The organism is Sphingomonas caeni (genome assembly GCF_026013415.1).
GTDB lineage: Bacteria > Pseudomonadota > Alphaproteobacteria > Sphingomonadales > Sphingomonadaceae > Sphingomonas > Sphingomonas caeni.
The window spans coordinates 312371-338215 of the sequence record NZ_JAPDOK010000001.1 but is presented as its reverse complement, the minus strand read 5'-3'; the positions used below and the strand labels follow the sequence as shown (position 1 = coordinate 338215).

Annotated in this window: 26 protein-coding genes and 1 tRNA gene; 20 read left to right on the top strand and 7 right to left on the bottom strand. The window is 67.2% G+C overall.

The annotated features are described in order from the left end of the window. Positions 1–4: 4 nt before the first annotated feature. Genes trbG through OF829_RS01900 form a run of 3 tightly spaced genes read left to right on the top strand, consistent with a single transcriptional unit; the run spans position 5 to position 2341 of the window. Positions 5–910 carry a P-type conjugative transfer protein TrbG gene (trbG, locus tag OF829_RS01910; RefSeq protein WP_264938257.1) on the top strand — a complete coding sequence of 302 codons (906 nt, stop codon included), beginning with the start codon at positions 5–7 and terminating at the stop codon, positions 908–910. A gap of 5 nt (positions 911–915) precedes the next feature. After that, entirely contained in the window at positions 916–2115 is a 1200-nt protein-coding gene (locus tag OF829_RS01905) for a TrbI/VirB10 family protein (protein WP_406701398.1), read from the top strand. Positions 2116–2125: 10 nt separating this feature from the next. Then, positions 2126–2341, top strand: coding sequence for a DUF2274 domain-containing protein (locus tag OF829_RS01900; RefSeq protein WP_264938255.1), 216 nt, complete (start codon positions 2126–2128; stop codon positions 2339–2341). 218 nt (positions 2342–2559) lie between these two features. Here the strand turns inward: OF829_RS01900 and OF829_RS01895 are convergent, their stop codons facing one another. Then, positions 2560–2769, bottom strand: coding sequence for a helix-turn-helix domain-containing protein (locus OF829_RS01895; protein WP_264938254.1), 210 nt, complete (start codon positions 2767–2769; stop codon positions 2560–2562). A 163-nt stretch (positions 2770–2932) separates the two neighbouring features. On the opposite strand from OF829_RS01895, the gene OF829_RS01890 reads away from it, so the two are divergent. From OF829_RS01890 to OF829_RS01875, 4 genes are all read left to right on the top strand, one after another. Beyond that, the gene (locus OF829_RS01890; RefSeq protein WP_264938253.1) at positions 2933–3604 is read left to right on the top strand and encodes a type IV toxin-antitoxin system AbiEi family antitoxin domain-containing protein; all 672 of its coding nucleotides are present in this window, start codon (positions 2933–2935) and stop codon (positions 3602–3604) included. Beyond that, on the top strand, positions 3601–4632 hold the full coding sequence (locus OF829_RS01885; protein ID WP_264938252.1) for a nucleotidyl transferase AbiEii/AbiGii toxin family protein: 1032 nt from the start codon (positions 3601–3603) through the stop codon (positions 4630–4632). The genes OF829_RS01890 and OF829_RS01885 overlap by 4 nt, the downstream gene beginning before the upstream one ends. Before the next feature lie 209 nt (positions 4633–4841). Further along, positions 4842–5048 carry a helix-turn-helix transcriptional regulator gene (locus OF829_RS01880; RefSeq protein WP_264938251.1) on the top strand — a complete coding sequence of 69 codons (207 nt, stop codon included), beginning with the start codon at positions 4842–4844 and terminating at the stop codon, positions 5046–5048. A 537-nt stretch (positions 5049–5585) separates the two neighbouring features. Further along, the gene (locus OF829_RS01875; RefSeq protein WP_264938250.1) at positions 5586–6122 is read left to right on the top strand and encodes a hypothetical protein; all 537 of its coding nucleotides are present in this window, start codon (positions 5586–5588) and stop codon (positions 6120–6122) included. 6 nt (positions 6123–6128) lie between these two features. Here the strand turns inward: OF829_RS01875 and OF829_RS01870 are convergent, their stop codons facing one another. Both OF829_RS01870 and OF829_RS01865 read right to left on the bottom strand, forming a co-directional pair. Beyond that, positions 6129–7076: a DnaJ domain-containing protein gene (locus OF829_RS01870; RefSeq protein ID WP_264938249.1), complete on the bottom strand. Its 948-nt coding sequence runs from the start codon at positions 7074–7076 to the stop codon at positions 6129–6131. 105 nt (positions 7077–7181) lie between these two features. Continuing rightward, the gene (locus OF829_RS01865; RefSeq protein WP_264938248.1) at positions 7182–8456 is read right to left on the bottom strand and encodes a phospholipase D family protein; all 1275 of its coding nucleotides are present in this window, start codon (positions 8454–8456) and stop codon (positions 7182–7184) included. Between the two features lie 132 nt (positions 8457–8588). On the opposite strand from OF829_RS01865, the gene OF829_RS01860 reads away from it, so the two are divergent. Both OF829_RS01860 and OF829_RS01855 read left to right on the top strand, forming a co-directional pair. Further along, positions 8589–9056 carry a hypothetical protein gene (locus tag OF829_RS01860; RefSeq protein WP_264938247.1) on the top strand — a complete coding sequence of 156 codons (468 nt, stop codon included), beginning with the start codon at positions 8589–8591 and terminating at the stop codon, positions 9054–9056. After that, positions 9040–9321, top strand: a complete 282-nt coding sequence (locus tag OF829_RS01855; protein WP_264938246.1) for a hypothetical protein — start codon at positions 9040–9042, stop codon at positions 9319–9321. The genes OF829_RS01860 and OF829_RS01855 overlap by 17 nt, the downstream gene beginning before the upstream one ends. A gap of 186 nt (positions 9322–9507) precedes the next feature. On the opposite strand, the gene OF829_RS01850 is transcribed toward OF829_RS01855, so the two are convergent. The 3 genes from OF829_RS01850 to OF829_RS01840 form a co-directional block, all read right to left on the bottom strand. Beyond that, a complete protein-coding gene (locus OF829_RS01850; RefSeq protein ID WP_264938245.1) occupies positions 9508–10713 on the bottom strand; it encodes a tyrosine-type recombinase/integrase in 1206 nt (401 codons plus the stop codon). Between the two features lie 229 nt (positions 10714–10942). Then, positions 10943–11029 (bottom strand) — tRNA-Leu (locus OF829_RS01845). Positions 11030–11070: 41 nt separating this feature from the next. Beyond that, a complete protein-coding gene (locus tag OF829_RS01840) occupies positions 11071–11559 on the bottom strand; it encodes a YbaK/EbsC family protein (protein WP_264938244.1) in 489 nt (162 codons plus the stop codon). A gap of 62 nt (positions 11560–11621) precedes the next feature. Here OF829_RS01840 and OF829_RS01835 point away from each other — a divergent pair, with 62 nt between their 5' ends. The 3 genes from OF829_RS01835 (at position 11622) to OF829_RS01825 (ending at position 15119) form a co-directional block, all read left to right on the top strand. After that, entirely contained in the window at positions 11622–12965 is a 1344-nt protein-coding gene (locus OF829_RS01835; RefSeq protein WP_264938243.1) for a dicarboxylate/amino acid:cation symporter, read from the top strand. Between the two features lie 68 nt (positions 12966–13033). Then, positions 13034–13765 (top strand): response regulator, encoded by a 732-nt coding sequence (locus OF829_RS01830; protein WP_264938242.1) that lies wholly within the window; start codon positions 13034–13036, stop codon positions 13763–13765. 13 nt (positions 13766–13778) lie between these two features. Next, entirely contained in the window at positions 13779–15119 is a 1341-nt protein-coding gene (locus tag OF829_RS01825; RefSeq protein ID WP_264938241.1) for a sensor histidine kinase, read from the top strand. Between the two features lie 30 nt (positions 15120–15149). Here OF829_RS01825 and OF829_RS01820 read toward each other — a convergent pair whose 3' ends face one another. Then, the gene (locus tag OF829_RS01820) at positions 15150–16409 is read right to left on the bottom strand and encodes an endo-1,4-beta-xylanase (protein WP_264938240.1); all 1260 of its coding nucleotides are present in this window, start codon (positions 16407–16409) and stop codon (positions 15150–15152) included. Between the two features lie 150 nt (positions 16410–16559). Here OF829_RS01820 and OF829_RS01815 point away from each other — a divergent pair, with 150 nt between their 5' ends. From OF829_RS01815 to OF829_RS01780, 8 genes are all read left to right on the top strand, one after another. Continuing rightward, positions 16560–17687: a Gfo/Idh/MocA family protein gene (locus tag OF829_RS01815; RefSeq protein WP_264938239.1), complete on the top strand. Its 1128-nt coding sequence runs from the start codon at positions 16560–16562 to the stop codon at positions 17685–17687. Continuing rightward, positions 17684–19963: a glycoside hydrolase family 3 N-terminal domain-containing protein gene (locus OF829_RS01810; RefSeq protein ID WP_264938238.1), complete on the top strand. Its 2280-nt coding sequence runs from the start codon at positions 17684–17686 to the stop codon at positions 19961–19963. Before OF829_RS01815 ends, OF829_RS01810 begins: the two co-directional genes overlap by 4 nt. Continuing rightward, the gene (locus tag OF829_RS01805; protein ID WP_264938237.1) at positions 19960–21306 is read left to right on the top strand and encodes a GntP family permease; all 1347 of its coding nucleotides are present in this window, start codon (positions 19960–19962) and stop codon (positions 21304–21306) included. Before OF829_RS01810 ends, OF829_RS01805 begins: the two co-directional genes overlap by 4 nt. 10 nt (positions 21307–21316) lie before the next feature. Next, positions 21317–22333 carry an SMP-30/gluconolactonase/LRE family protein gene (locus tag OF829_RS01800; protein WP_264938236.1) on the top strand — a complete coding sequence of 339 codons (1017 nt, stop codon included), beginning with the start codon at positions 21317–21319 and terminating at the stop codon, positions 22331–22333. Between the two features lie 131 nt (positions 22334–22464). Continuing rightward, positions 22465–23223 carry an NUDIX hydrolase gene (locus tag OF829_RS01795; protein ID WP_264938235.1) on the top strand — a complete coding sequence of 253 codons (759 nt, stop codon included), beginning with the start codon at positions 22465–22467 and terminating at the stop codon, positions 23221–23223. Continuing rightward, positions 23220–23951 (top strand): extensin-like domain-containing protein, encoded by a 732-nt coding sequence (locus OF829_RS01790; protein WP_264938234.1) that lies wholly within the window; start codon positions 23220–23222, stop codon positions 23949–23951. The genes OF829_RS01795 and OF829_RS01790 overlap by 4 nt, the downstream gene beginning before the upstream one ends. Further along, positions 23948–25330, top strand: coding sequence for an RNB domain-containing ribonuclease (locus tag OF829_RS01785; RefSeq protein WP_264938233.1), 1383 nt, complete (start codon positions 23948–23950; stop codon positions 25328–25330). Before OF829_RS01790 ends, OF829_RS01785 begins: the two co-directional genes overlap by 4 nt. Before the next feature lie 36 nt (positions 25331–25366). Next, the gene (locus OF829_RS01780; protein ID WP_264938232.1) at positions 25367–25801 is read left to right on the top strand and encodes a hypothetical protein; all 435 of its coding nucleotides are present in this window, start codon (positions 25367–25369) and stop codon (positions 25799–25801) included. Positions 25802–25845 lie beyond the last annotated feature (44 nt).

Below are 25845 nucleotides of genomic sequence, written 5' to 3'. Positions count from 1 at the left end.
GCCTATGCTGCTCGGCGCAGCGCCGCTCCAGCAGACGGCGCCGTCACCGGCGCCAGCGCCGGCGCAATCCCGTCCGGAGGCCGGCGCCGCCGTCCCGAAAGCGGCCCCGCCCCGCGCTGCGGCGCGTCCTGCGCCCAAGCGCCGCGCGGCGCGTCCGGGCCCCGCGCGCGTCGCCGCCGCCAACGCCGCGGCGGTGCGCGAGCCGGTCCGCGAGAATTACGTCAATGCGATGCAGGTCTATCCGTTCAGCGACGGGGCGATCTACCAGGTCTATGCCGCGCCCGAGCGCGTCACCGACATCGCGCTTCAGCCGGGCGAGACGCTGGTCGCGGTCGCAGCGGGCGACACCGCGCGCTGGGTGATCGGCGACACAACCAGCGGCAGCGGCGCCGAGCGGCGCACGCATGTGCTGGTCAAGCCCTTCTCGAGTGGGCTGGCCACCAATCTCGTCATCACCACCGACCGGCGCAGCTACTATCTCTCGCTGTCGAGCACGCGCGGCGCCGCGATGGCGAGCCTGTCGTGGACCTATCCCGCGGACGCGCTGATTGCGCTCCAGCGTTCCGCAGCCGAGACACAAGCCGCCGCACCGGTTGCGCAGGGGCTCGCGGTCGACCAGCTCCGGTTCGACTATGCGATCAGCGGCGACAAGCCGGACTGGCGGCCGCTGCGCGCGTTCGACGACGGGCGGCAGACTTTCATCGAGTTTCCCGAGAGCATCGCGGTCGGCGAGGCCCCACCGCTGTTCGTGATCGGCACCGAAGGCGATGCCCAGCTCGTCAACTATCGCGTCCGCGGCCGCTTCTACATCGTCGACCGGCTGTTCGACCGCGCCGAGCTCCGCCTCGGGACGAAGAAGCAGAAGGTCGTGCGGATCGTCCGCGGCACGAAGCGGGGGAGGCGGTCGTGAGCGAGATCCCCGACACCGCGAAGGCCCCGCCCAAGGCCGACCCCGAGACGCTGGTGATCCGGGCGCGGCCGGCGCGCGCGATCCGCTTCCGGCGTGGCGTGATCATCGCCGCCGCGGCGATCGCTTCGCTGTCGCTGATGGCGATCGCGTGGATGGCACTCAAGCCGTTGAGCTTCACCGGCGCCGGCGCCCCCGAGGAGCGCGTCCGCACCGACGGCCGCGCGCCGGCGGACACGCTGAGCGGGCTGCCTTCTTCCTATGGCGACGCGCCCAGGCTCGGCCCGCCACTGCCCGGCGACCTCGGCAAGCCAATCCTCGACCAGCGGCGCGCGATTGCCGCCGACGGCGCGCCGACGCCCCAAGCGCCGGACTCGACCGAGCACGACCGCCGCCTCGCCGAAGCCAGGGCCGCGCGCGAATCCCCGCTGCTGGCGGCGGCCGGTGCGCGACCGGCGGCACCGGCCGCCAATCAGGGTACACCCCCGAATCCGGCCAACGCCCCGCCGGCCGCGACCGGCGCCGCCAGCGATCGTCTCCCGCTCGATCCGGCCCGCGACCCCAACTCCCAGCAGCGCAAGATCGACTTCGCGTCGGGCCGCGACACCGGCGACGCGGTCAATCCCCATCTGCTCGAGCGGCCCGCATCGCCCTACATGCTCTCCGCCGGCAGCGTCATCGCCGCCAGCCTCATCACCGGCATCCGCTCGGACCTGCCCGGGCTGGTGACCGCGCAGGTCACCGAGAATGTCTTCGACAGCGCGACCGGCCGCATCCTGCTCATTCCACAGGGGGCGCGCCTGATCGGCACCTACGACAGCGTCATCGCCTATGGTCAGTCGCGCGCGCTCGTCGTGTGGCAGCGGATCGTCATGCCCGACGGCGCTTCGAGCCGGATCGACAATGTGCCGGCGACAGACCCCTCGGGCTATGCGGGGCTTGCCGACAAGGTCGACTTCCACACCTGGTCGCTGCTCAAGGGCATCGCGCTCTCGACGCTGCTCGGCGTCGCGCCCGAGCTGGCGCTGTCGGGCGGTAGCGACCTCGTCGATGCGATCCGCCGCTCGAGCCAGGACAATGTCGCGCGCGCAGGCGATCAGATCACCTCGCGCAACCTCCAGGTCCAGCCGACCATCACCATTCGCCCCGGCGCGCCCGTGCGGCTCGTCGTCCACCGCGACCTCATCCTCAAGCCTTGGCATTCCTAAGGAGCACGCCATGCCCGACCTACGTCTATCCCGGATTCCGGATCGAACGCCGGTCAAGATCACCATCTCGGTCCTGCCCAACCTTCACCAGGCGCTGAACGACTATGCGGAGGCGTATCGCGCGGCCTATGGCCAGGCCGAAACCGTCGCCGACCTCATCCCCTACATGCTGCAGAGCTTTCTCGAGAGTGATCGCGCCTTCGCACGCGCGCGGCAGAAGCCATGAGCCTCGAGGATCGCCACGAGGTGCCGCCGCTGCAGTACGCCGGCCAAGCTGTTGTCGGTTCGCATGCCGCCGCGGTCGAGCTCACGACGATTCCAGCCTCGGCTTAGACCGGTTCGGGTCGACCGATTGATCTGAGCTATAACGAGGCGCCTTATAACTCAGGATCTGGCGGTAAGTGAGCGATAGGAACCTCGCTCGTGAGCGGCACGCCGAGCTCGCTACGGTTCGCGCAAGGCCTCGATGAAGGCTTTGAGGCTCGCGACCGGGATGAGGGTGCTCCTCCCAAGCTTGACGGCTTCGATATCTCCGGAGCTGAGCAGTTCGTAGAATTTGGAACGGCTGATCCCGATCATCCTCGCAGCCGTGGGGATCCGCACGGCGATACACTCGTGCTCGGCGAGATCGCGCGCATTCCTGACAATCGCCATTTCCATCTCTCCTTCCTGTCCCGGCCCTCGAAACGAATGACGACGTACGGGTTCGGGCCACCCCTCGGCTCGTCCCGGGTCGTGCACGGCCGCCCGTGACGGTGAAATCCGGGGGGAAATCGCGGTCCTGGCGTCAAAGCCTCCTGGAGCCGGAGGAGCGCCTATGAGCGGCATGTTGATCTGTCAGAAAAATACCTTATATTTTCTGACAGAAGGGAAATGCGTCATGGCCGGGATTGCAGCTGACATTCTGCGCCGCGCGCGTGGCGCCTCGGCGCGCGATGCTCGTGTATTCACGCCAAAAGACTTCGCCGACCTTGGCAGCCGCGCCGCAATCGATCAGGCGCTGTCGCGACTGGCAAAGGACGGAAAACTGCGCCGCATTGGCCACGGCTTCTACGATATGCCCCGAATCAATCCGATGCTCGCCCGTCCGGCCGCGCCCGACCTGGACGCGGTGGCGGATGCCATCGCCCGGCGTGATAGCGTGACGATCGTGCCGAGCGCGCTGGTGAGCGCCAACCGCCTGGGGCTTACCACCGCGGTCTCGTCGAAGAACGACTATCTTACCGACGGCCCGAGCCGGACTATCCGGATCGGCAACCGTTCGCTGCACCTTCGTCATGCCGGCCCCAAGCTGATGGCGTTGAAGAACCAGCCCGCCGGCGACGTCGTCCGCGCGCTACACTGGCTCGGGCCCGACATCGCGCGCAGCGATGATGTGATCGACCGGCTGCGGCGCCAGCTGCCGGCCACGGTCAAGCGCGACCTCGCCAAGGCGCGGCCGGTCATGACCGCCTGGGCCGCCGACATCGCCGGACGGATCAGCGCATGAAGCCGGCGTTCACCGAGCTGCTCGGGCTCCGGCCCGCTGACCGACGGCAGGTGTATGCCGAGGCGACCGTGCATTGGCCGACCACGACCCAGTTCATCGAGAAGGATCTCTGGGTCTGCGCGGTGCTCGATGCGCTGTTCAACGACATTGCACCGGAAACGCGCGACCTCGTATTCAAAGGCGGTACGTCGCTCAGCAAAGTTCACGGGCTGACGCGGCGGTTCTCCGAAGACATCGATCTGGTCATCGTACGCGAGCAGCTCGGTTTCACCGGCGATCGGGATCCGATGAACCCCGACGCCGATCTCTCGGGAAAGGCGCGAGCCCGGCTGACCGAGGATCTGAAGCAAGCCGCCGCACAGCATGTCGGAACCGTCCTGCAGCCTCGGCTGACGGAACTATTCGCCCCGTTCGGAGCGCGCGTGACAATCGATCCAGATCCCGGCCAGGGCGGGCAGACCTTATTGGTCGCCTATGACAGCGCCGTCGATCGCGGCCCCGGTTATGTCGAGACAGTGGTGAAGATCGAAGGCGGGGCGCGAAGCGCGACGCTTCCCGCCCATGCTGGCGAACTCCATCCCTATGTCGCCGACGCGCTCGACCGATATGACTTCACGGTGGCAGGCGTGACGACCATCGACGCCGAACGGACGTTCCTGGACAAGCTGCTGATCCTCCACAGCCGGCAATGCCATTACCGCGACCGCGGAACGGTCTTTCGGGACGCCAACCGGGAATCGCGCCACTATTACGATGTCGCCATGATGGCGGACCAGCCGCTGGCCGATCGCGCGCTCGCCGATGGGGCCTTGCGGGCCGACGTGATCCGGCACAGCCGCCTTGCTTTCCCGAGTGGATGGGCGAGGTTCGAGGAGGCGGAAGCCGGCGAACTCCAGGTCGTACCCGAGGGCGGCTTACGCGAAGCGCTGCGGCGCGATTATGTCCGCATGGCGGATATGATCCTGGGCGTTGCCCCCAAATTCGAGTGGGTGATTGAAAAGGTCGAGGCGATTGCACGGCGGCTTTGATCGACTCATCTCCGCATTCCCGGCCAGACTCCGGTCAACGCGAGATCGCAGTCATGCCCGATCTCGATCGGGCGATCGTCTGCGACGGGTCCTCAATGAGGCACGAAGGGTACTCGCTGATGCACGTCGAGCCCGACCCTCTTGCGGCGCCAAGCCGCAGGCCCAAGCTGCTTGAGGGGAGCCGATGCAACACAATGAGGATCCATGCCATGTCCCAGACACCCGACCGTATCCTTCGCCTTAAGGCGGTGCTCGAACGCACCGGCCTCAGCCGATCGACCATGTACCGGAAGATGCAGAACGGCAGCTTCCCGAAAAACATCCAGATCAGCGACCGCTGCATCGGTTGGCGCCAGTCCGCAGTCGACGCCTGGATGAGCAGTCCGATGCGCTATTCGGCCGACGCGGAGCACTAACGCGACGACCCGCGTGCAAACTAGAGGGCATGATTTCATGCTGACATTGAGGGAATTCTGCAGCCCCGCGGAACGGAGCGGCGGCTCCGGCGCGCCCAAATAGGCGGATTTTCGCGTACGCGATGCATGATCCCGTCCGAACTCGGCCAGCAGGAATGGGTGTCGAGATGGCGGATCGTTGGCATCTGTGCAGGCGAGGACCCCCTGCGTGGACCGGCCGGCCCGGCGGTGTGCGCGCGGGCCAGTGGGCCAGCCGCCGCCACCCCCAGGCAGAGCAGGTGCGCCGCAGCAGAAGCAAAGGCGCACGACCCTTGGCGGCTTCGTCAAGCAGCCAGTGCGCCCTCTATAAACGGCCGCGTTGTGCTCGAATGCCTTATGCTTCCCGCAGGCCGGACTCAGGGGTGCCGGGCGCGGCACTCCGGGAGGTTTTGTGGCACGGGCCCGATGCAAGAACATTCGGTGAGCCACCGCCCGTGCGGGGCCTCGGGAAGGCCAGGCACTCACCCAATTTCAACCAGGGGGCGCTATGCCGCAGCCATGAACGCGCAAACACCGATCATTGCTGGCGGGCACACGCTCGATTTCGACGCGGCCTGCGCACGTCTCAATCAATGGCGCGGCCAGATGGTCGAGAATTTCGCGCGCTGCGAGCAGGCCGTGACCGAAACCCTTGCGCTGCTAAACGGCACCGGTACGACCGTGCAAGACGTGAAGGGCGCCAAGTTCCCGCATTTGGTCGGCCAGCGCTACGATCGCCTCGCCGCCTTGCTTTCGACGCCGTCGCAGCCCGGCGGGCATCGCAAGATCGCCCTCACCGCACTCGAGCGGTTCCGCACCCACGATGCCCTGCGTACGATGTTGTGCCACGGCGTTGCCAAGGTCGCGGTCGACCGTGCTGGTCAATGGGTCGCGCTGATGACCATGGTGAGCTTCAAGGCGAGCCAAACCATGACCGACAAGCTCACGCTCGAGGAAGACGACGCCGGCGCGCGACTGGAGCAGCTTATCGACGACCGGCGCCGCGTCTCCACCGCGCTCGGCCAGGTCCGACGCGAGATGTCTCAGCCGGCCTAGACGCCGTCAGAGGCAGCCCTCGACATATTCGATGCTGCGCGCGCCGACCGAGATGCCTGTGACCTTGCCGCCATTGATCGAGAATTTGATGCCGCGCTCGCCGCCCGGCTCGTAGTGAAACAGCTTCTTGTCGGGCGGTTCGGAATAGATGTCGGGAAGCTGCTTTAGTCCCTTGTATGCCTTGCGGACCGCGGATTCCGGGTCGCCGAGCTTGACGCCGCGATCGGTCATGAACACGGGCGCCGCCGGATCGAGATAGGCCTCAACCGTCGTGACTTCACCTCTCTCGACCAGCATCTGCAGATTCTTCGGGCCGCCAATCACTTCATAAGCGAGACAGGTTCCGTCGCCCGCTTCGGTGTAATGGCCATTGTCGCGGATCTTCATGCCCGATGCCTGCTGGGCGCTGTCGGTGGTGACGCCGGCTTCGATCCCGCCCCATCCAAATGGCGTCATCACCCGGCAGGCTATGCCACGGCATCCCGCGATCGCAGTCGGCGTCGGCGTTAGAGCAGGAGACGGTATGGGCGCCGGTGCCGTTCGCGGTTCCGCGGGCAAAGCTGCCGCGTCGCTCACCGCGACTGGAGCCACCGGGATCGGGGTCTCCGGCTGGTTCTGATAGATGATGAAAGCAACAGCGGCGACCGCCGCGATTCCGGCCAGCATCAGCGTGACGCGAGGGATGGCCCGGCCGGAGTCGGGATTGGGCAAGATCTCGTAAACCGGCGGCGGTGGTGGCGCTGCGGGCCCGAGCGTCGCGTCATAGGCGCGCCGACGCTCGGGATTTCGCAGGATGGCATATGCCTCGTTCAGCTGCTTTGCGCGACGCTCGGCTTCGGCCTTCGGTCCCGCGAATATGTCGGGATGGTAGCGGCGCATCATCGCGCGAAAGGCAGCGTCGATGACCTCCTGCTCCGCCCCGCGATCGACCCCCAGAATCTCGTAATAGTTCATAGCGCTCCCCGGCATGCAGCGATGAAGACTTCCCCGCTCTGCGTAAGCCCGCGTTCGTCAATTCCAGCCACGCACGCGATGCCGGGCAACGCTGGTCGTCCGCGATTATTCCTCAGGCGCATAACCGACATCGCGCAGCCGCTTGCGCGCCATCGCCAGCTCCTCTGGGCGGAACAGCACACGCCAGCCGGGCTTCAGCATGAGCGCCTCGACCGAAAGATCGAGTCGCTTTTTCTCCCACAGAGCTTCGAACCCCGAGGTCGCCGCACCCCGGATCAGCCGCCGCGCAGTCTCGACCCCGCCATGTTCGGCTAGCATCCGGCGGAAGGTGGACGGACGATACCCGATCGCGACGGCATCGTCGTAGATTTGCTCCATCGCTTTGGTGAAGCCCTTCTCGCTCGGCACGGTGCGCGCCGCCGCAATCAGCCCTAGCGCGGTGGCCAAGTCGATCAGCGCGTTACGCCCGCCATCGTCCGAGTGCGCGGCAAGCACCCCCGGCGCTATTGCCGCGAGCGCTGCCGCATCGGCGCGGGCGAGCGTAAGACGACCGAGCGCCGGGAAGCGGATCTGCTTGGCCTTGTAGACCAGCCGCAGGCTTGGCCGGCTGGCTTCTTCGGGGAGCGCGCGCCAGATTCCATCGTAACGCGGCGCCGTGCCCGAGACATCGAAGTCGATGACCCAGTCCTGCGGCGCGATTCGGTCGTTCCACTGGCCATAAGCCGAGATACCTGACGCCAGATGCCCGTCGCTGCGCTCGGCCTCGAGCCAGGCTTCGTCTTCCTCTGGAAGTCCGTCCATCCAGTAAGCGAGCTTGATCTGCCTCCAGACCGGATGGGCGGGCGCGTTGGTGAATGCTGTGACAAGGTCGTCGACTAGCCGCGTGCCGGTCGGCGCCATTTTCGCGCGCGTCTTCCAGATCTGCTCGGCCCGCTCGAGATCCTCGTCGAGAATGGCGTTGCCCTGCGCGAACAGCGTGTCGAACCAGGTCACGATATCGTCGAGCATCGCGGTACCGTCGAGCCGGACATTGGCCTCGCGCCATCCGCCTGCGGCATCGCCTTCGAGCGCAAGCCCATTGGCCGATGCGTTGGACGAGCCGATGACCGCTCCCTGCGGAGTCCAATAGACCTTCGCGTGGAGCGACGGGTGCGACTTGAGGGTGATGCCGGGCAACGCGCGGATGCGGCGCAGCTCGGCCGGATTGCATGCGCCGGAATCGAGGTTGCAGAGGATGTCGGCGGTGAGCCCCAAACGGTCGAGCCCGAGCCGCTCGATCGCGCCCTTGCCCCAGAAAGCGACCGCGAGACGCGCACTATCGGTTTGCCTGAGCAGGTCGCGGATTTCAGAGAGCGCGTCGGTTTCGTCGAGTAGCTTCATCGCATCAGTGTGCGAGCATCGGGCGTTCACCGTCAACGCAGGTGACGTCCCGCGACTCCCGACCGACTTCCACCGGCCTTCGCTCGACATGACGCCGCTTGCCAATCAGGCGCAGTGCTTCGAGGATGGGGCATGCGCTATGATGACATCCCTGACGACCTCAAGCGGCTGGCGTTCGATTTCTTTTATTGGTTCTCACGCTTCGAATTCGCGCTGAAGGAAGCGCGGTGTCTCAAATCCGAGGATGAAGGCGCCAAGGCGGAGGTCAGCTGGGACCTGTTCATCGCAAAATATCGCGATGCCTATCACCTGACCCCCGCGGGCCAGGCGCTGATCGACACGAAGCCGCAGCGCCAGATCGTCGGAGCTGACGGGTTCGAATTCCGCGATGTCGGCTTCAACGTCGGCGCGAGCGATTTCGAACGAGTGGTGCGGCTCGCCAACACCGTCCGCAACAATCTCTTCCATGGCGGCAAGCATGGCAGCGACTATTGGGACGAGCCCGACCGCATGCGCGACTTGCTGACGATCACGATCAAGGCGCTCGACGACCTTGCCGGCCAGACAGGCCTGCAGGGCGACTATGAGCGGTATTATTAGGCGCCTGCCATGGCCAAAGCACCGTGCGCGCCCGCTCCGCCATTCATCCCCGATCCCGACCGTCCAGCTTTTCCTGGTCCAGTGCCTTGATGCGCTGCTGCGGACGATCGCCCGGTTCGACGGCGACCCGCTCGAGATTCCTCCGCTTAATCTGACAGTGCCGCGTCTTGAGCTGGCCGAACAACCGGACGGAACGATGAAAGCGTCGACGGTTCGTCCAGTGACCGGCTATGGCTTTCGCTATTCGATCCCGCCGCGGCGGTGAGACGCTGCCCGCCGGCGCGCTACGCGTTTGATCACCGACGGGCTGACGAACGGATCGAGGACGAGAACATCACGGCCGACCATGTGCTTGATGTTGCGCGTCACGAGGACAAGGTCGTGGTTGCGGGCCGTATTGCGAAGCGCCCCAAGCGGCACCCTTATGCCTTAATCCCCAACGCCAGGTTGTTTAGGCGGTTTTCGAAAGCGGCACCGCCGCCCGAAGTTGATCGAGATAGTCGCTCCACCATTGGTGCATCGCCACTCGCTCCTCCCAATAGAAGCCGCGGTTGTACGTGCCTCGGACCGAATCGGCGTCGGCATGCGCCAGCGAGCGCTCGATTGCGTCGGGGCTCCACTTGCTGCTCTCGTTGAGCAGGGTGGATGCCGTCGTCCTTAGGCCGTGGGCGGTGACTTCGCCTACGGCGTAGCCCATGCGACGGAACGCCTGGTTGACGGTGTTCTCGCTTAGCGGCCTCCGCGAGGTGTGGAATGCCGGAAACACGAAGCCGTCCGGACCGGTAAGCTCATGGAGCTGCGTCAGAAATGCAATCACCTGCCGTGACAAGGGCACGGCGTGCGGACGGCGCATCTTCATCCGCTCCGCGGGAATCTTCCACACTGCCTTCTCGAGGTCGATCTCGGGCCACAGAGCCTGTCTGAGTTCGCCCGGCCGGGCCATCACATGCGGCGAGACCTGCATGGCGATCCGCGTGATCAAATGGCCCGAATAGGCATCGATCGATCGAAGCAGCTCGCCCACGGCCTTCGGATCGAGAATCGCAGCGTGATGCTTCGTCTTCGGCGTGACCAGCGCTCCGCGGAGCACGGAAGTCGGGTCCGTCTCAGCGCGGCCGGTCGCGACGGCATAGCGGAACACGCGGCTGGCGAAGGAGCGGCAGCGCCGCGCGGTCTCGTGCTTGCCCTTCGCTTCGATGCGCTTGAGCGCGCCCAGAACGTCGACTGGCTTCAGATCGGCGACCGGACGGGCGGCGATCGGCGCGAGTTGTTCCAGCAGCCAGTTCGCCTTCGTCGTCGTGGTGTCCGCGCGGCCCTCGCGGACCATCTTGTCGATATACTCCTTCGCGACCTCTTCGAATGAGTTGGCCGCGTTGTACATCGCGACGAGTTTCTCGCGCTTGCGCTCGGTCACCGGGTCTACGCCATCCCGAACTTTCTGCCGGGCTTCGTCGCGCTTGCGCCGTGCCTCGGCCAACCCGACCTCCGGATAGCTGCCAAAAGCGATCCGTTTGTCCTTGCCCAGATAGCTGTACTTGAACCGCCAGAGCTTCGAGCCGTTGGGGCGCACCTCGATATAGAGGCCGCGCTCGTCGGTTCGTTTGTAGATCCGATCCTGCGGTCTGAGGGCGCGGATCTCTTGGTCTTTCAAGGGCATGGCACGCATCCTTCGACTCGACTGGTCCGCAATCGAAGGCGTCCGCTGATCTCCTCCTCGGTGGCCCGCGGGCCACCGCTCAAAACCGGGCCACGGTGACCCAGGCGGTGGCCCGAATCTAGCCGGGATCGACCGAAATCAACTGGAACGCCATCAGACGAAACCAGTGAGAAAATGGCAGATTTCTGCCGTTTTGTCGATGCTTTTGGGATGTTCCGAGGGGAACAAATGGTGCCCAGAAGAGGACTCGAACCTCCACGGCCTTGCGACCGCCAGCACCTGAAGCTGGTGCGTCTACCAATTCCGCCATCTGGGCACGGGGTAGGCGCGGGGCACTACGTGGGGGTCCTTGGCTTGTCAACCGGGTGCGGCGGCGATTTCGTCGGGTAGTTTGCAGATATCCACCCAGCGCCGGGAAACGAGCGCGAACAGGCGTTCGGGCGCCACCTCGACCGAACTGGTGAGCGATCCGGCCGCCGGGAAGACCGTGTCGAAGCCGCGGATCGAGACGTCGCAATGCACCGGGATCGGCGTGGCGAGGCCGAAGGGGCAGACGCCGCCGACGGGGTGGCCGGTCGCTGCGAAGGCCTCGTCGGGGGAGAGCATCCGCGGGCGGCCGCCATATTCGGCCTTGGTCCTGGCATTGTCGATCCGGGCGTCGCCGCGGGCGATCACGAGCATCAGCCGGTCGCCGACGCGCAGCGCCAGCGTCTTGGCGATGCGCGCGGGCTCGACGCCGAGCGCGGCGGCGGCTTCGGCGACGGTGGCGGTGCTGACGCCGTGATCGATCAGGCCGAGATCGGGGGCATGTTCGGCGAGCCAGGCGCGGGCGGTCTCAAGGGTCATGGTCAGCCGCTTATCATAGTCGCGCGCGCGCACTATAGCGGAGCGCAAACAGGGAGGGTGGCATGGCGGTGAGCGCGATTGGGAGCGAGCCTCGGCGGGCATCGGCCTTCTGGCAGCATCTCTATTTCTGGGTGCTGATCGCGATCGTCGCAGGGACCTTGCTCGGTTTCTATCAGCCCGCGCAGGGGGTGGCGCTCGAATGGCTGGGCACGGGCTTCATCAAGCTGGTCAAGATGATCATCGCGCCCGTCATCTTCCTGACGATCGTCACGGGGATCGCCGGCATGTCCGAGCTGCGCTCGGTCGGGCGGGTGGCGGTCAAGGCGTTCGCCTATTTCATCTTCTTCTCGACGCTGGCGCTGATCGTCGGGCTGGTCGTCGGCAATCTCGTCCAGCCGGGGGCGGGGATGCATGTCGATCCGGCGACGCTCGCGGCGGGCAAGGATGCCGTGAAGGTTCATGGCTATGTCGACCAGGCGCACGACCAGTCGGTGACCGGGTTCATCCTCGCGATCATCCCGACGACGCTGGTCTCGGCCTTCACCGAGGGGTCGATCCTGCAGGTGCTGCTGGTCGCGATCCTGTTCGGCGTGTCGCTCGCGCTGGTGGGCGAGCCCGCGCGGCCGGTGACCGATCTGCTCGAGCGCGCGGCGTTGGTGGTGTTCCGCCTGGTGCGGATCGTGATGTGGGCGGCGCCGGTGGGGGCGTTCGGGGCGATCGCGTTCACGATCGGCAAATACGGGATCGGAACGCTGGTGAGCCTGGGGGCGCTGGTCGGTACCTTCTACCTCACCTCGCTGATCTTCGTGCTCGGGGTGCTGGGGGTGGTCGGCTGGCTTTCGGGCTTCTCGATTTTCGCGCTGCTGCGCTACCTCAAGGCCGAGCTGCTGCTGGTGCTCGGCACCTCGTCGTCGGAAGCCGCGCTGCCCGCGCTGATCGACAAGCTGGAGCGCGCGGGCGCGGCCAAGCCGGTGGTGGGGCTGGTGGTTCCCGCGGGCTATTCGTTCAACCTCGACGGCACCAACATCTATATGACGCTGGCGGCGCTGTTCATCGCGCAGGCGACGGGCACGCATCTGTCGCTGGGGGATCAGATCGCGCTGCTCGGGATCGCAATGCTGACGTCGAAAGGTGCCGCCGGCGTGACCGGCGCGGGATTCATCACGCTCGCCGCGACACTGTCGATCGTACCCTCGCTGCCGGTGGCGGGGATGGCGCTGATCCTGGGGGTCGACCGGTTCATGAGCGAATGCCGCAGCCTCACCAATTTCGTCGGCAATGCGGTGGCGACGCTGGTGGTGGCGCGTTGGGAAGGCGCACTCGACCGTGAGGCGTTGCGGCGGGCGCTTGCCGGGGCGCCCGACCTTCGTCCCGCCGCGATCGGGCCGGAGGCGGATCCAGACTGACTTGAATGTTGCAGGACTTTACCCAGATCGGAAACACTCCGCACACATTTTGGCGCAAAGCCGGACATATGCAGACCGCCGCCATCGCCGTGCCCGCCCCGGAGCCTTCCGCGACCCTTCTCGTCGTCGATGACGACCGCGATATCCGCCAGCTGCTCGCGAGCAGCCTCGAGGCGCGCGGTTACCGCGTCGAGACCGCGTCGAACGCGCGCGACATGGACCGGGTGCTCGCGCGCATGGCCGTGGATCTCGTCATCCTCGACATCATGATGCCCGGCGAGGACGGCTTGTCCGCATGCCGCCGCATCGCGCGGTCCGACGGGCCCGAGATCATCTTCCTGAGCGCGCTGGGCGAAGAGCCAGACCGTATCCTGGGGCTCGAGGTCGGCGCCGGACATTACCTCACCAAGCCGTGCAGCCCGCGCGAGGTGCTGGCCACGGTGCGCGCGGCGCTGCGGCGGCGGGGCGGGGCGCCCGCCACCGAATCGCACAGCTACAGCTTCGAGGGCTGGCGGATCGATCTCGACGCGCATGAACTGTTCGATCCGAACGGCGTGCTCGTCGGGCTCACCGATGGCGAGTTCGCGGTGCTGCGCGTCTTCATCGAACGCCCCCGGCGCGTACTCAGCCGCGAGGCGCTGCTTGCCGCTGCGCGCGGGCCCGATTCGGATGCCTATGACCGCGCGATCGACGTCCAGGTCAGCCGTCTTCGGCGCAAGCTCGGCCCGGGCGGCGACGAGATCATCCGCACCGTGCGCAACGAGGGGTATCTGTTCGTGCCCCGCGTGACGCGCGCATGAGGCCGCGGCGCCGATGAAATTGTCGAGGCGCGCCGCCGAATCGCCGCTGTTCGTGCGGATCTTCCTGCTGATGCTCGTGTGTGTGGGCGTCGTCCAGCTGCTCAACTTCGCGCTGCTGGCGCTCGTCCAGCCGCCGACGCCGCGCGCCTATTTGGTGGGCGATATCGCCAAGGTGCTCCAGGAAGGGCGCGACCCCACGGGCGAGCTGGAATTCACCGAACGCGTGCCCACCGATCCGGCAATCCTGGCGCCGCGCGCCGATCGCCTCCGGCCGGCGCTGGCGATGGTGCTGGGGGTGCCGACTAGCCGGGTCGAGTTCGGTTTCGTGACTCCGCCCTTCCCGCAGCGCGCGCCCTCCTATGACCGCAGCAAGCTGCCGCCACCCATCATCCCGGGGTCGGTTTCCAGGGCGCGCGGGTTCCTCGTGCTCGACGATTTCGTCGCCTCCTATCAGCGGCCCGACGGCAGCTGGGTGACGGTGCGGCCGGCGGGACATGCGTTCGAGCTTTGGCGGTGGCTGGCGCTGCTGTCGCTGATCGGTACTGCGGCGGCGGTGGTCCCCTTCGCCTGGGGGCTGGCGCACCGGCTCGCCAAGCCCATCAGCGCTTTTGCCGAGGCCGCCGAGCGGCTGGGGCGCGATCCGCGCGCCGAGCCGCTGGCACTCTCCGGCCCGCCCGAGCTCGCCGAGGCGGCCTCCGCCTTCAACCAGATGCAGGCGCGGCTCAACCGCTATGTCGACGATCGCGCGACGATGATCGGGGCGATCGCGCACGATCTGCGCACGCCGTTGATGCGGCTCGAACTGCGTATGGAGAATGCGCCCGAGAAGATCCGGCGCGCCTGCGAGGCCGATATCCGCGACATGGAATCGATGCTCGCCGCGACCCTCGCATTCGTGCGCGATACGACGCGTCCGCAGGGCCGCCGCCCCCTCGACCTGCGCTCGCTCGCCGAGAATGTCACCGACGACATGACCGATCTGGGCAATGACGTGACGCTCGATCCCGGCGAGGCGATCGTGCTCGACGGCAATCCCGCCGCGCTCAAGGCGATGATCTCGAACCTGGTCGGCAATGCGGTCAAATATGCCGGCAGCGCGCAGCTGTCGCTCGCGCGCGAGGATGGGCAGGCGGTGATCGAGGTGCGCGATTCCGGCCCTGGTATCGCCCCCGAGGATGTCGACCGCGTGTTCGAGCCCTTTTTCCGGAGCGAGCCCTCGCGCAACCGCGATACCGGCGGGATCGGGCTCGGCCTCGCCAGCGTCCGCGCGGTGGCGCGTGCGCATGGCGGCGACGCCACGGTCGAGAACCGCCCCGAAGGGGGATTGCTCGCCCGAGCGACCCTTCCCGCCTGAAACCGTACGCATCGCCGTCAGGCGATCAAATTAGCGCATCGTCGTCGCGACGAAGGCGTTGCGAATCTGGGTGTGCAAGGGCTTGAAGACGAAGTCCGAACCATAGGGATTGGGCCGTTGCGGCAGCCCGTCCGATCGCGGGGCGAAACCCTGCAACCAGCTATATTTATCGCACATCCCCCAGAAGAGAACGTCCCTCAGCTCGGGATAGGAGAACATCAGGTCGAGATAGCCGCGCGCATAATCGGCCACCGCCTGGTCGCGCTGGGCGATCGTGCCGGTCACGCCGTCATCGCGCACGTCCATCTCGGTAATGACGAGCTTGAAGCCGAGCGCCACCACGGCATCGAGGAAGGTGCGCCAGCTCGGGCTCTGGTTCGCGATCAGGGTCGCGACCGAGGTGTTCGAGAAAATGCCGAGATGCGACTGGATACCGAGCGCATGGCACGGAATCCCGCGCGCCTTGAACCCCTGGAGCAGGGTCAGCACGCCCGCGCGGTGCGTCGCGCCGCCCTCGAACCCCATATAGTCGTTATAGACGAGCGTCGCGCCCGGCGCCTCGGTCGCCGCAGTCTGGAAGGCGAGGTCGAGCGTCGCCTGCGCCCCGCCGAGCGCGGTCGAGAGCGCGGTCTCGTAGAGCGCGCCCGTTGCGGGATCGACCGCCTCGTTGACCACGTCATAGCTCATCACCTTGCCGCGATAGCGCCGGCACACGGTCTGGATATGCTCGGTCAGGATGCGCGTCGCCTCGGCCACCCCCGCCGCGCCGGTGCCATAGGGGTGCGATTCGGCCCAGGCGGGCATCCAGCGGCGCTGGTGCCACAGCAGGGTGTGGCCGCGCATCGCGATCAGCTTCGAATCGGCATAGGCGAGCATCGCGTCGAAGCGGGTGAAATCGAAGGTCGTGGCGTTGGGCCGGATCGCCTGCCACTTGAGCTCATTCTCGGGGACGAGGATCGAGCAGTCATTTTCGAGCATCGCGGCATAGTTGGGATTGGCGAAGGAGCCGGCATCGGCGCCCACCGTCGACCAGGCGACCGCCGAGCCGAAACGCATATTCTTGAGGGTCGCCTGCGTCTTGATCGGCGTGCCGGGGGTGAAGACCGCCGCGGGGGTCGGGGTGGGCGTCGGCGTCGGCGTGGGGGTCGGAGTCGGCGTCGGGGTGGGCGTGACGATCACGCCGCCACCTCCGCCGCCATAGCCCCCGCCGCCGCTGCAGCCGGTGAGCGCCAAGGCGGAAGCCCCCGCAAGCCATTGCAGCGCTTCGCGGCGCGACGAATCCTGAGACATCTTCTCTCCACGCCCGAACGGGTCTCTACGACCATAACCGGTCTTTGCCGGTCCGGTTTTTGCTGATAGCGCTAACAGCGTGGAGGCGGCAGCCGGGTCGAGTCAACCCGAGACATGCGGCCCCGGACATGAGCCAAGGAGAGGATTCCGATGGGCTGGGACGAGCAAAGCCGCCGCAATGTGCTGGCGGGAATGGGCGCCGGGCTGGTTGCTGCGGCAACCCCCATGACAGCGTTGGCAGGAAGCAAGCGGCTTGCGGCGCCGGTCAAGAAGCTGCGCTACGCGGTGGTCGGCCTCGGCAACTATGCCGTCAACCAGATCATGCCGCGCTTCAAGGATACCGAGAGCTGCGAACTCGTCGCGCTGGTGAGCGGCACGCCCGCCAAGCTCGAGAAATATGGCGCGCAGTACAACATCCCCGCCACGCACCATTACAATTACCAGAATTACGACAAGATCGCCGACAATCCGGACATTGACGCGGTCTACATCATCCTGCCCAACTCGATGCACGCCGAGTACACGATCCGCGCGGCGAAGGCGGGCAAGCATGTGATGTGCGAAAAGCCGATGGCGAACACCGCGCAGGAATGCGAAGCGATGATCGCCGCGTGCCGCAAGGCCAAGGTCAAGCTGATGATCGGCTATCGCTGCCATTTCGAGCAGTACAACCTCCACGTCATCGAGCAGGTGCGCTCGGGGCTGATCGGCAAGCCGCACGTGATCACCGCCGAGCATGGCTTCTACGCCCAGCCGGGTCAGTGGCGGCTCGACCGGCCCCTGTCGGGCGGCGGATCGATGATGGATATCGGCATCTACAGCCTCAATGCGGCGCGCTATCTCTCGGGCGAGGAGCCGGTGCTGGTTACCGCGACCGAATCGACCGACCGCACCGATCCGCGCTTCAAGAATGTCGAGGACCAGATCGACTTCCAGCTCAAATTCCCCTCGGGCGTGATCGCCAATTGCGTGTCGAGCTATTCGACGGGGCACAACAGCTTCCGCGTGACCGGCGAGAAGGGCTGGATCGGGATGGAGCCCGCGACGCCTTATACCGGGCACCAGCTCTGGGTCCGCAAGGGCGGCAAGACCGAGCAGGTGACGCTGCCGCCGCCGTCCAAGAACCAATGGGCCGGTCAGCTCGATCACCTCGCCGAGTGCGTCGTCTCGGGCAAGGAGCCGATCGTCGCGGGTGAGGAGGGGCTGAAGGACATGCGCCTGATCGAGGCGATTTACCGCTCCGCACGCGAGGGCCGCGCGATCAAGGTCGGCGCATGAATCTCGACCGGCGGAGTGTTGTTGCCGCGGGCGCGTTGCTCGCGGCGTCGATGCCGTTTGCCGGACTGGCGCGGGCGGAGATCGGCCCCGATCACAAGGCGAAGATCAAGGGCCTGATCCGCCAGATGACGCTCGCCGAGAAGCTGGGCCAGATGACCCAGATCCCGGGCGGGCGGCAAAAGGCGCTCAACTCGCGGCTCGATGCGACGATGCTCGATCGGGTCCGCAAGGGCGAGGTCGGGTCGTTCCTCCATGTCGCGGGCGCCGATGCGCTCAGGGAGTTGCAGCGCGTCGCGGTCGAGGAGGGGCGGCTCAAGATTCCGCTGCTGTTCGCGATGGACGTGATCCATGGTTTCCGGACCACGCTGCCGGTCCCGATCGCCCTGGCATCGACCTGGGATCCCGAGGCGATGAAGCTTGCCGCGCGCACCGCCGCCGAGGAGGCCTGGGCCGCGGGGCTGCACTGGACCTTCGCGCCGATGGTCGACATCGCCCGCGACGCGCGCTGGGGCCGGGTGGTCGAGGGGGCGGGGGAGGACCCTTATCTCGGATCGCGGATGGCGGTCGCGCAGGTCGAGGGGTTCCAGGGCGGCGATCTCGCCAAGGGCCGCCGCGTGATGGCCTGCGCCAAGCATTTCGGCGCGTACGGCGCGGCGGTGGGCGGGCGCGACTATGACAGCGCCGATGTGTCCGAGCGCACGCTCGCCGAGGTCAATATGCCGCCCTTCTATGCCGCGGCGCGCGCCGGGGCGGGCAGCTTCATGACTGCGTTCAACGATATTGCCGGCGTGCCGACCACGGGCAATGCCGATCTGGTCCGCCACCAGCTGCGCGAACAATGGGGCTATCAGGGGCTGATCGTCAGCGACTGGAACGCGGTCAAGGAGCTGATCGCGCACGGCGTCGCCGCCGACCAGAAGGAAGCCGCGGTGCTGGCGCTCAAGGCCAGCGTCGACATGGACATGACGAGCAACAGCTATGCCGAGCATCTGGGCAGCGCGGTTGCCGAGGACAAGTCGCTGCTCCCGCTGATCGACGAGGCGGTCGAGCGCATCCTCACCGCCAAGGCGCGGCTGGGGCTGTTCGACGATCCCTATGGCTTTGGCGATCCCGTCGCCGAAAAGGCGGTGCCCGCGAAGAACCGCCCGATCGCGCGCGATCTGGCGAAGCGGGCGATGGTGCTGCTGCGCAACGAGGGCGATGTGCTGCCGCTGCGCTTGGGCCAGAAGGTGGTGCTGATCGGCGCGCTGGCGGACGACGCCATGTCGACGCTCGGTTCGTGGCGCGCGCGCGGGCAGGCCGAGGAGGCGGTGACGCTTCGCGCGGCGCTGGAGCAAGGGAATGTCATTACCGGCTATGCGCCGGGCGTGACCACGCGCAGCGACGATGTCTCGGGCATCCCGGCGGCGGTCGCGCTGGCCAGGGAGGCCGATGTCGTGCTGCTCGCGATCGGCGAGGATTACGACTTTTCCGGCGAGGCGCGCAGCTATGCCGATATCGGCCTGCCGGGTCCGCAGGAGGCGCTGATCGCCGTGCTCAAGGCGACCGGCAAGCCGATCGTCGCGATCCTGATGAACGGGCGACCGCTGGGGCTCGAGAAGGATCTGGCGGGCATCCCTGCGGTGCTCGAGACCTGGTATCTCGGCCTCGAAAGCGGCCCGGCGATCGCGCATGTGCTCACCGGCGAGGTGTCGCCCGGCGGCAAGCTCCCCATCGGCATTCCGCGCCATGGCGGCCAGACCCCGATGACCTATGCGCATGTCCCCACCGGACGGCCCGCCAACGCCGATCTGCTGATCGACAGCGCGCGCTATCACGATACCGCGATCGGGCCGCTGTTCCCGTTCGGGCACGGGCTGAGCTACGCCAGGTTCGATTATGGTGCGGTGACGCTGGGGGCCGAGGCGGTACCCGCCAATGGCTCCCAGACGATCGGCGTGACCGTCACCAATTCGGGCAAGGTCGCCGCCGACGAGGTGGTCCAGCTCTATATCCACGATCCGGTCGCCTCGGTCGCCAGGCCGGTCAAGGAACTGCGCGGATTCGTCCGGCTGAGCCTCAAGCCCGGCGAGAGCCGGCGCGTCACCTTCACCCTCACCCCCGACCAGCTGGCGATCTGGCATGCCGGCAAATGGCTGATCGAGCCGGGGCTGATCGAGGTGATGGTTGGCAGTTCCTCCGAAGACATTCGCGGCAAGGCCAGCTTCCGCGTCACCGGCCGCGGCGAGGGGAAGCATCCCGCCGCGTCGATCCCAACCAAGTTCGAGGTCGCATGATGGGTGAGCCCTGGCATACGCTGTTGATCGTCGGCGTGAGCATCGCCGCGGTGGTGTTCATGGTGCTGCAGCTCAAGATGCAGCCCTTCCTCGCGCTGCTCGTGGTGGCGCTGGTGACCGGCCTGGCGTTCGGCGGCGAGCCGGCCACGGTGATCGCCGCGGTCAAGAAGGGCACGGGCGACGCGCTCGGCTTCGTCGCGGTGGTGATCGGCCTTGGCGCGCTGCTCGGCGGCATGCTCGAGGCGAGCGGCGGCGTCACCGCTATCTCGCACAAATTGCTCGCGGCTTTCGGTGAAAAACGCATCCCCTGGGCGCTGCTTGTGGTCGGCATCATCGTCGGCATTCCCCTCTTCTTCGACGTCGCCTTCATCATTTTGGCCCCGCTGGTGGCGACGCTGGCGGTCCGCGCAGAGCGGCGGGTCGTCTATTTCGCAATCCCCCTGCTCGCCGGCCTGATGGCGATGCACGCGCTGCTGCCGCCGCATCCGGGCCCGGTAGCGGCGGCGGAGTTGCTCAAGACCGATTACGGGATGCTCGCCATCTATGGCCTGGTCTGCGGCATTCCCGCCGCGATCATCGCCGGGCCGCTCTACGCCAAATATTTCCACTCGGCTCCCGGCTGGGGCGACACCAGCCCGCCCCCGATGCTCGACGAGGGTGCGCCCCAGACCAAGCCGATCGGCTTCTGGTTCGCGCTGCTGGCGATGCTGGTGCCGTTGGTGCTGATCATCGCCGGCACCGTCGCCGACAAGACGATGGCGGCGAGCTCGCTCCGCACCGCGCTCGTCTTCATCGGCCACCCCTTCGTGGCGCTGGTCGTCGCCTGCCTGCTCGTCCTGATCTGGCTGCGCGTCGTGAAGGGCGCGCCGCTCGCGACCATCTCCAGCATCATGACCCGCGCGCTCGAACCCGCGGGCGTGATGGTGCTGATCATCGGCGCGGGCGCGGCGTACAAGGAGGTGCTGATCGAAAGCGGCGCGGGTGCGCAGATCACCGCGGCGATGACCCAGGCCAATGTCTCGGTGCTGTTCTTCGCCTTCCTGCTCTCGGCGTTCGTGCGGATCGCCCAAGGGTCGGCGACCGTCGCGATGGTCACCGCCGCGGGGCTCGCCGCGCCGATGGTGGCGGCGGCGGGGCTGACGCCCGGCCAGGTCGCGCTGGTGACGGTGGCGATCGGCGCGGGTGCCTCGATCATGAGCCATGTCAACGACACCGGCTTCTGGCTGGTGAAGCAATATCTGGGGCTGACCGAGGCGCAGACGCTGCGCAGCTGGACGATCTGTGCGACGATTGCGGGATCGACGATGCTCGCAATGGCGCTGCTCTTGTGGAATTTCGCGTGAGGAGGGATGGATGATCGACTGGAAGGTTTCGCGCCGCGCGGTGCTCGCGGGGATGGCCGCGGCGCCCTTCGTGCCGGGGTTCGCCCGGGCGGCGGGCGTGGGCGGGGTCACCCGGATCGATCCGGCGCTCGACGCGATCGTCGATGCGAACGCGCCGATCGAGGTGCTTTCGACCGGCTTCCAATGGGCCGAGGGCCCGGTCTGGGTGAAGAACGGAGACTATCTCCTCTTCTCCGACGTGCCCAAAAACGTGATCTGGAAATGGGACGGCAAGGCCACGACCAAGTTCCTCGAACCTTCAGGGCTCGCCGGGCCGATCCCCAAGGGCGTGCGCGAGGCGGGGGCGAACGGGCTCGCGATCGACGCCATGGGTCGGCTGATCATGGCCGATAGCGGCACGCGCTGCGTCGCCGCGGTCGATCTCAAGACCAAGAAGAAGACGATCCTCGCCGACAAATATGACGGCAAGCGCTTCAGCAGCTGCAACGATGTCGCGATCCATAGCAACGGGACGATCTATTTCACCGATCCGCCCTATGGCTTCACCGACGGCGATACGTCGCCCTTGAAGGAGCAGCCCTTCAACGGCGTCTATCGCCTGGCGCCCGACGGCGAAGTCCACCTGATCGAGAACCGGCTGACGCGCCCCAACGGCGTGACGCTCTCGCCCGATCAGCAATGGCTCTACGTCACCATCTCCGATCCCGCGCGGCCCGAGATCCTCAAATACCCGCTCGATATCGAGGGCGGTGCGTCGGACGAACCGACCGTCTTCGCGGAGATGCGCGCCGATGTCGCGGCGAAGAAGCCGGGGCTGCCCGACGGGATCAAGGTCGCCAAGAACGGCACCGTCTTCTCGAGCGGGCCGGGGGGCATCCATGTCTATACGCCCGGCGGCAAGCTGCTGGGCGTGATCTCGACCGGCAAGGCCTGCGCCAACTGCGCGTTCGGTGAGGATGGCAAGACCTTGTTCCTGACGTCGAGCGACATGATCGCCAAGGTGCGGCTCAAGATCGGCGGCTGGTAAATCAAAGCCGTCATCCCGGCGAAAGCCGGGACCCAGAGTTATCAAGCGATGTCCTGCGTGACCCTGGGTCCCGGCTTTCGCCGGGATGACGGTGTGTTTGAGCCGCGGGCCCAATGCTCTAGGCTCCCAGCATGGCCGACGAAGAGGCGATTCCCGCCGCAACCGTGATCGTGATGCGCGAAGGCGGCGAGGGCCCGCCCGAATTGCTGATGGTCGAGCGCGCGGCGGCGATGCGCTTTGCGGGCGGAGCGCTGGTATTCCCCGGCGGCAGGGTCGATCCCGGCGATCATGCCCTCGCCGCGACGCTGGAGGGCGATCAATCCAACGATAATTGGGACATGGCCGCGCGCATCGCCGCGATCCGCGAGACGCTGGAAGAAGCGGGGGTCGCGGTCGGGCTGGATATCGCGCACGAGGCGATCCCCGAACTTGCCCGCGCCGCCTATGCGGGCGAACCGCTGGGCGCGCTGATCGAAGCGGCGGGGGCCACGCTGCGTCCCGAGCAACTCGTCCCCTTCACCCGCTGGCTTCCCCGCGGCGTCCATCACCGCGTGTTCGACACCCGCTTCTATCTCGCCCGCGCACCCGCCGATGCCGAACCGGTGGTCGACGGCAACGAGAATGTCCGCGCCTTCTGGATGAGTGCGGCGGACGTGCTGGCCGAGGCCGATGCAGGCCGGGCGCACATCATCTTCCCGACGCGGCGCAATCTCGAGCGCCTCGCCTTGTTCGGCAGCTGGGACGATGCGGTGGCCGATGCGCTCGCGCATGAGCCGCGCATCATCACCCCCTGGATCGAGCGGCGCGAGGATGGCGACCGGCTCTGTATCCCCGACGATCTCGGCTATCCGGTAACCTGGCAGCCGCTCGGCGAAGCAATGCGCGGATGAAGGCCGTGCGCTGGGTAGCCTTGGGGTTCGGCGCGCTGCTGCTGCTCGCCGGCGCCTTCCTGCTTTACGCGATGCTGCGCGGCCGCCCGCAGGATCTGCCCTGGACCCCGCTCGATCTCGCCGAGCCCTTGGGTCTCTTCACCGGACGCAAGCTCGCCGGGCTCACCCATGATTTCCCGCGTTGTCAGGCGCTGATGCAGCGCGCGGGGGTGCGCTACACCACCGTCCCCGAGCTCAGCGACGGCGAGCATTGCGGCTATTCGGACGGCGTCCGCTTCGCCTCCGGCGGGCCGCGGCGGATCGACTTCCTTCCCGCTGACCTCAAAATCGCCTGCCCCGTCGCCGCCGCCCTGACGCTATGGGAATGGAATGTCGTCCAGCCCGCTGCGCTCAAGCATTTCGGCAAGCGCGTGAGCGCGATCGAGCATTATGGCAGCTATTCGTGCCGCCACATGGTGGGGAAGGGCGGCGAGGGCTGGAGCCAGCACGCGACCGCCGATGCCATCGACATCGCGGCCTTCCGCCTCTCGGACGCGACGCGGATCACGGTCAAGAAGGACTGGAAGGGCGGCGATCCGGCGAAGCAAGCGTTCCTGCGCGAGGTGCGCAGCGGCGCGTGCCGGCTGTTCACGATCGTGCTCTCGCCCGATTACAATGCGGCGCACGCCGATCACCTCCATATGGACCAATCGCCCGGCGGCGAATTCGGCTGGCGGGGTTGCTGGTGAAGACGCTTGCCGATCCCGGCAATGCGCTGGCCGAGGGGCTTGCGGCGATCCGCGCCGAATTCCAGGTGCCCGCCGGCTTTCCGCCCGAGGTGCTGGCGGCGGCCCAGACAGCGGCGAAACGCGTGCCCACTGAGCATGTCGATCGCACGGCTTTGCCCTTCGTCACGCTTGATCCCGCCAGTTCGACCGATCTCGACCAGGCCTTCCATATCGAGCCGAGCGGGGCCGATCTGCTGCTCCATTATGCGATCGCCGATACCGCCTGGTTCGTTGACGATGGCGGGCCGATCGACGCCGAGGCGTGGCGCCGGGGCGAGACGCTCTACCTCCCCGACGGCAAGGCCGGCCTCTATCCGCCCGTCCTCGCCGAGGGCGCCGCGAGCCTGTTGCCGGGCGGCCCGCGCCCCGCGGTGATCTTCATCGTGCGCGTGCGGCCCGACGGCAGCGTCCGTCTCGACGGCGCCGAGCGCGCCGTCGTCCACAGCCGCGCCAAGCTCGCCTATGACGGGGTGACCGCCGCCGATCTGCCGCCCGATTTCGGCGAACTCGCCCGCCGCATCCAGGCCGCCGAGGCCGAGCGCGGCGCGGCGCGGGTCGAGCCGCCCGAGCAGCAGCTCGAACCCCGGGGCGACGGCTCGTACACGCTCGTCTTCCGCCCGCATCTCGATTCCGAGACGCAGAATGCCGCGCTCTCGCTCGCGACCAACCTCGCCGTCGCGGACCTGCTCCAGACGCACCGCACCGGCCTGTTCCGCGTCATGGCCCGGCCCGAGAAAGCGGCGGTCAAGCGGCTCCGCTTCACCGCGCGGGCACTGGGGATCGATTGGCCGACGGGGATGGACCTCGATCATTTCGAGCGCCGGCTCGACCAGCACGACCCCCACCAGGCCGCGCTGATGCTCGCGATCCGCCGCGCTGGGCCGGGGGCGAGCTATGCGCCGTACCGCGAGGGCGTCGTCCCGTGGCACAGCGCGATGGCGGCGACCTATGCCCATGCCACCGCCCCGCTGCGCCGCCTCGCCGACCGCTATGTCGTCCAGGCCGCGCTGGCGGTGGCGAACGGGCGCGCGGTACCCGAGCCGGTCGCCGCCGCCTTCGAGAGGCTTCCCGAAGTGATGGCCCGCGCCGACGCGCTGGCTGGCAGGATCGAGCGCGCGGTGCTCGACCTGGCCGAGGCGGTGCTGCTCTCCGGGCGCGAAGGCGAGACCTTCCACGCGGTTGCGACCGAGGTGGTCGAGAAATGGGCGAAGGTGCAGCTCTGCGACCTGCCGGTCCGGGCGCGCGTGGCGGCGGGGAACGTCGAGCCCGGGGAAGGGCTGCTGCTGCGGCTGACCGACGCCGATCCGGCCAAGCGCGCAATTACCTTCGAGCGCACCTGATTTGCGGAAGTCCGTGGGGCGTTCTAGGTTCTGACAATGAACCGGACTGCAAAGCCTTATCCGGCGCGGGCGGCCATCGGGCTGGTGGCGGCAGTCGCCATCGGATTTGCCGTGATTGCCGCCTGCAACACGGTGTGGGCCGTCGTGGAGGGCGTGCCCGTCACGACGCTTTGGGAAGACGACGCGGTCTGGGCGCAAATCGTGATCGCCGCCGCGCCCTATCTGCTGCTCGCGCTGCTCGGCGTCGGCGCCCGAAGGCCGTGGATCGTGGCGCTTTGCCTGACGGCGGCGTTCTGGGGCTTCTACCTGTTCGTGATCACGCGTCCGTACGAAGGCGGCGGGGCCAATATCGGCCTTGGCTTGCTGATGATCTTCTCACCGCTTCCCATCACCGCGGCCAGCCTGATCGCCCTGGCCACCGTGGCCAATCGACGCGGTCCGGACGCGATCGCCGCCGATCGCGACGCCTAGCCGGCGCCCCTCCCAAAGCCCCAATGAAAAAGCCGGAGCTTTCG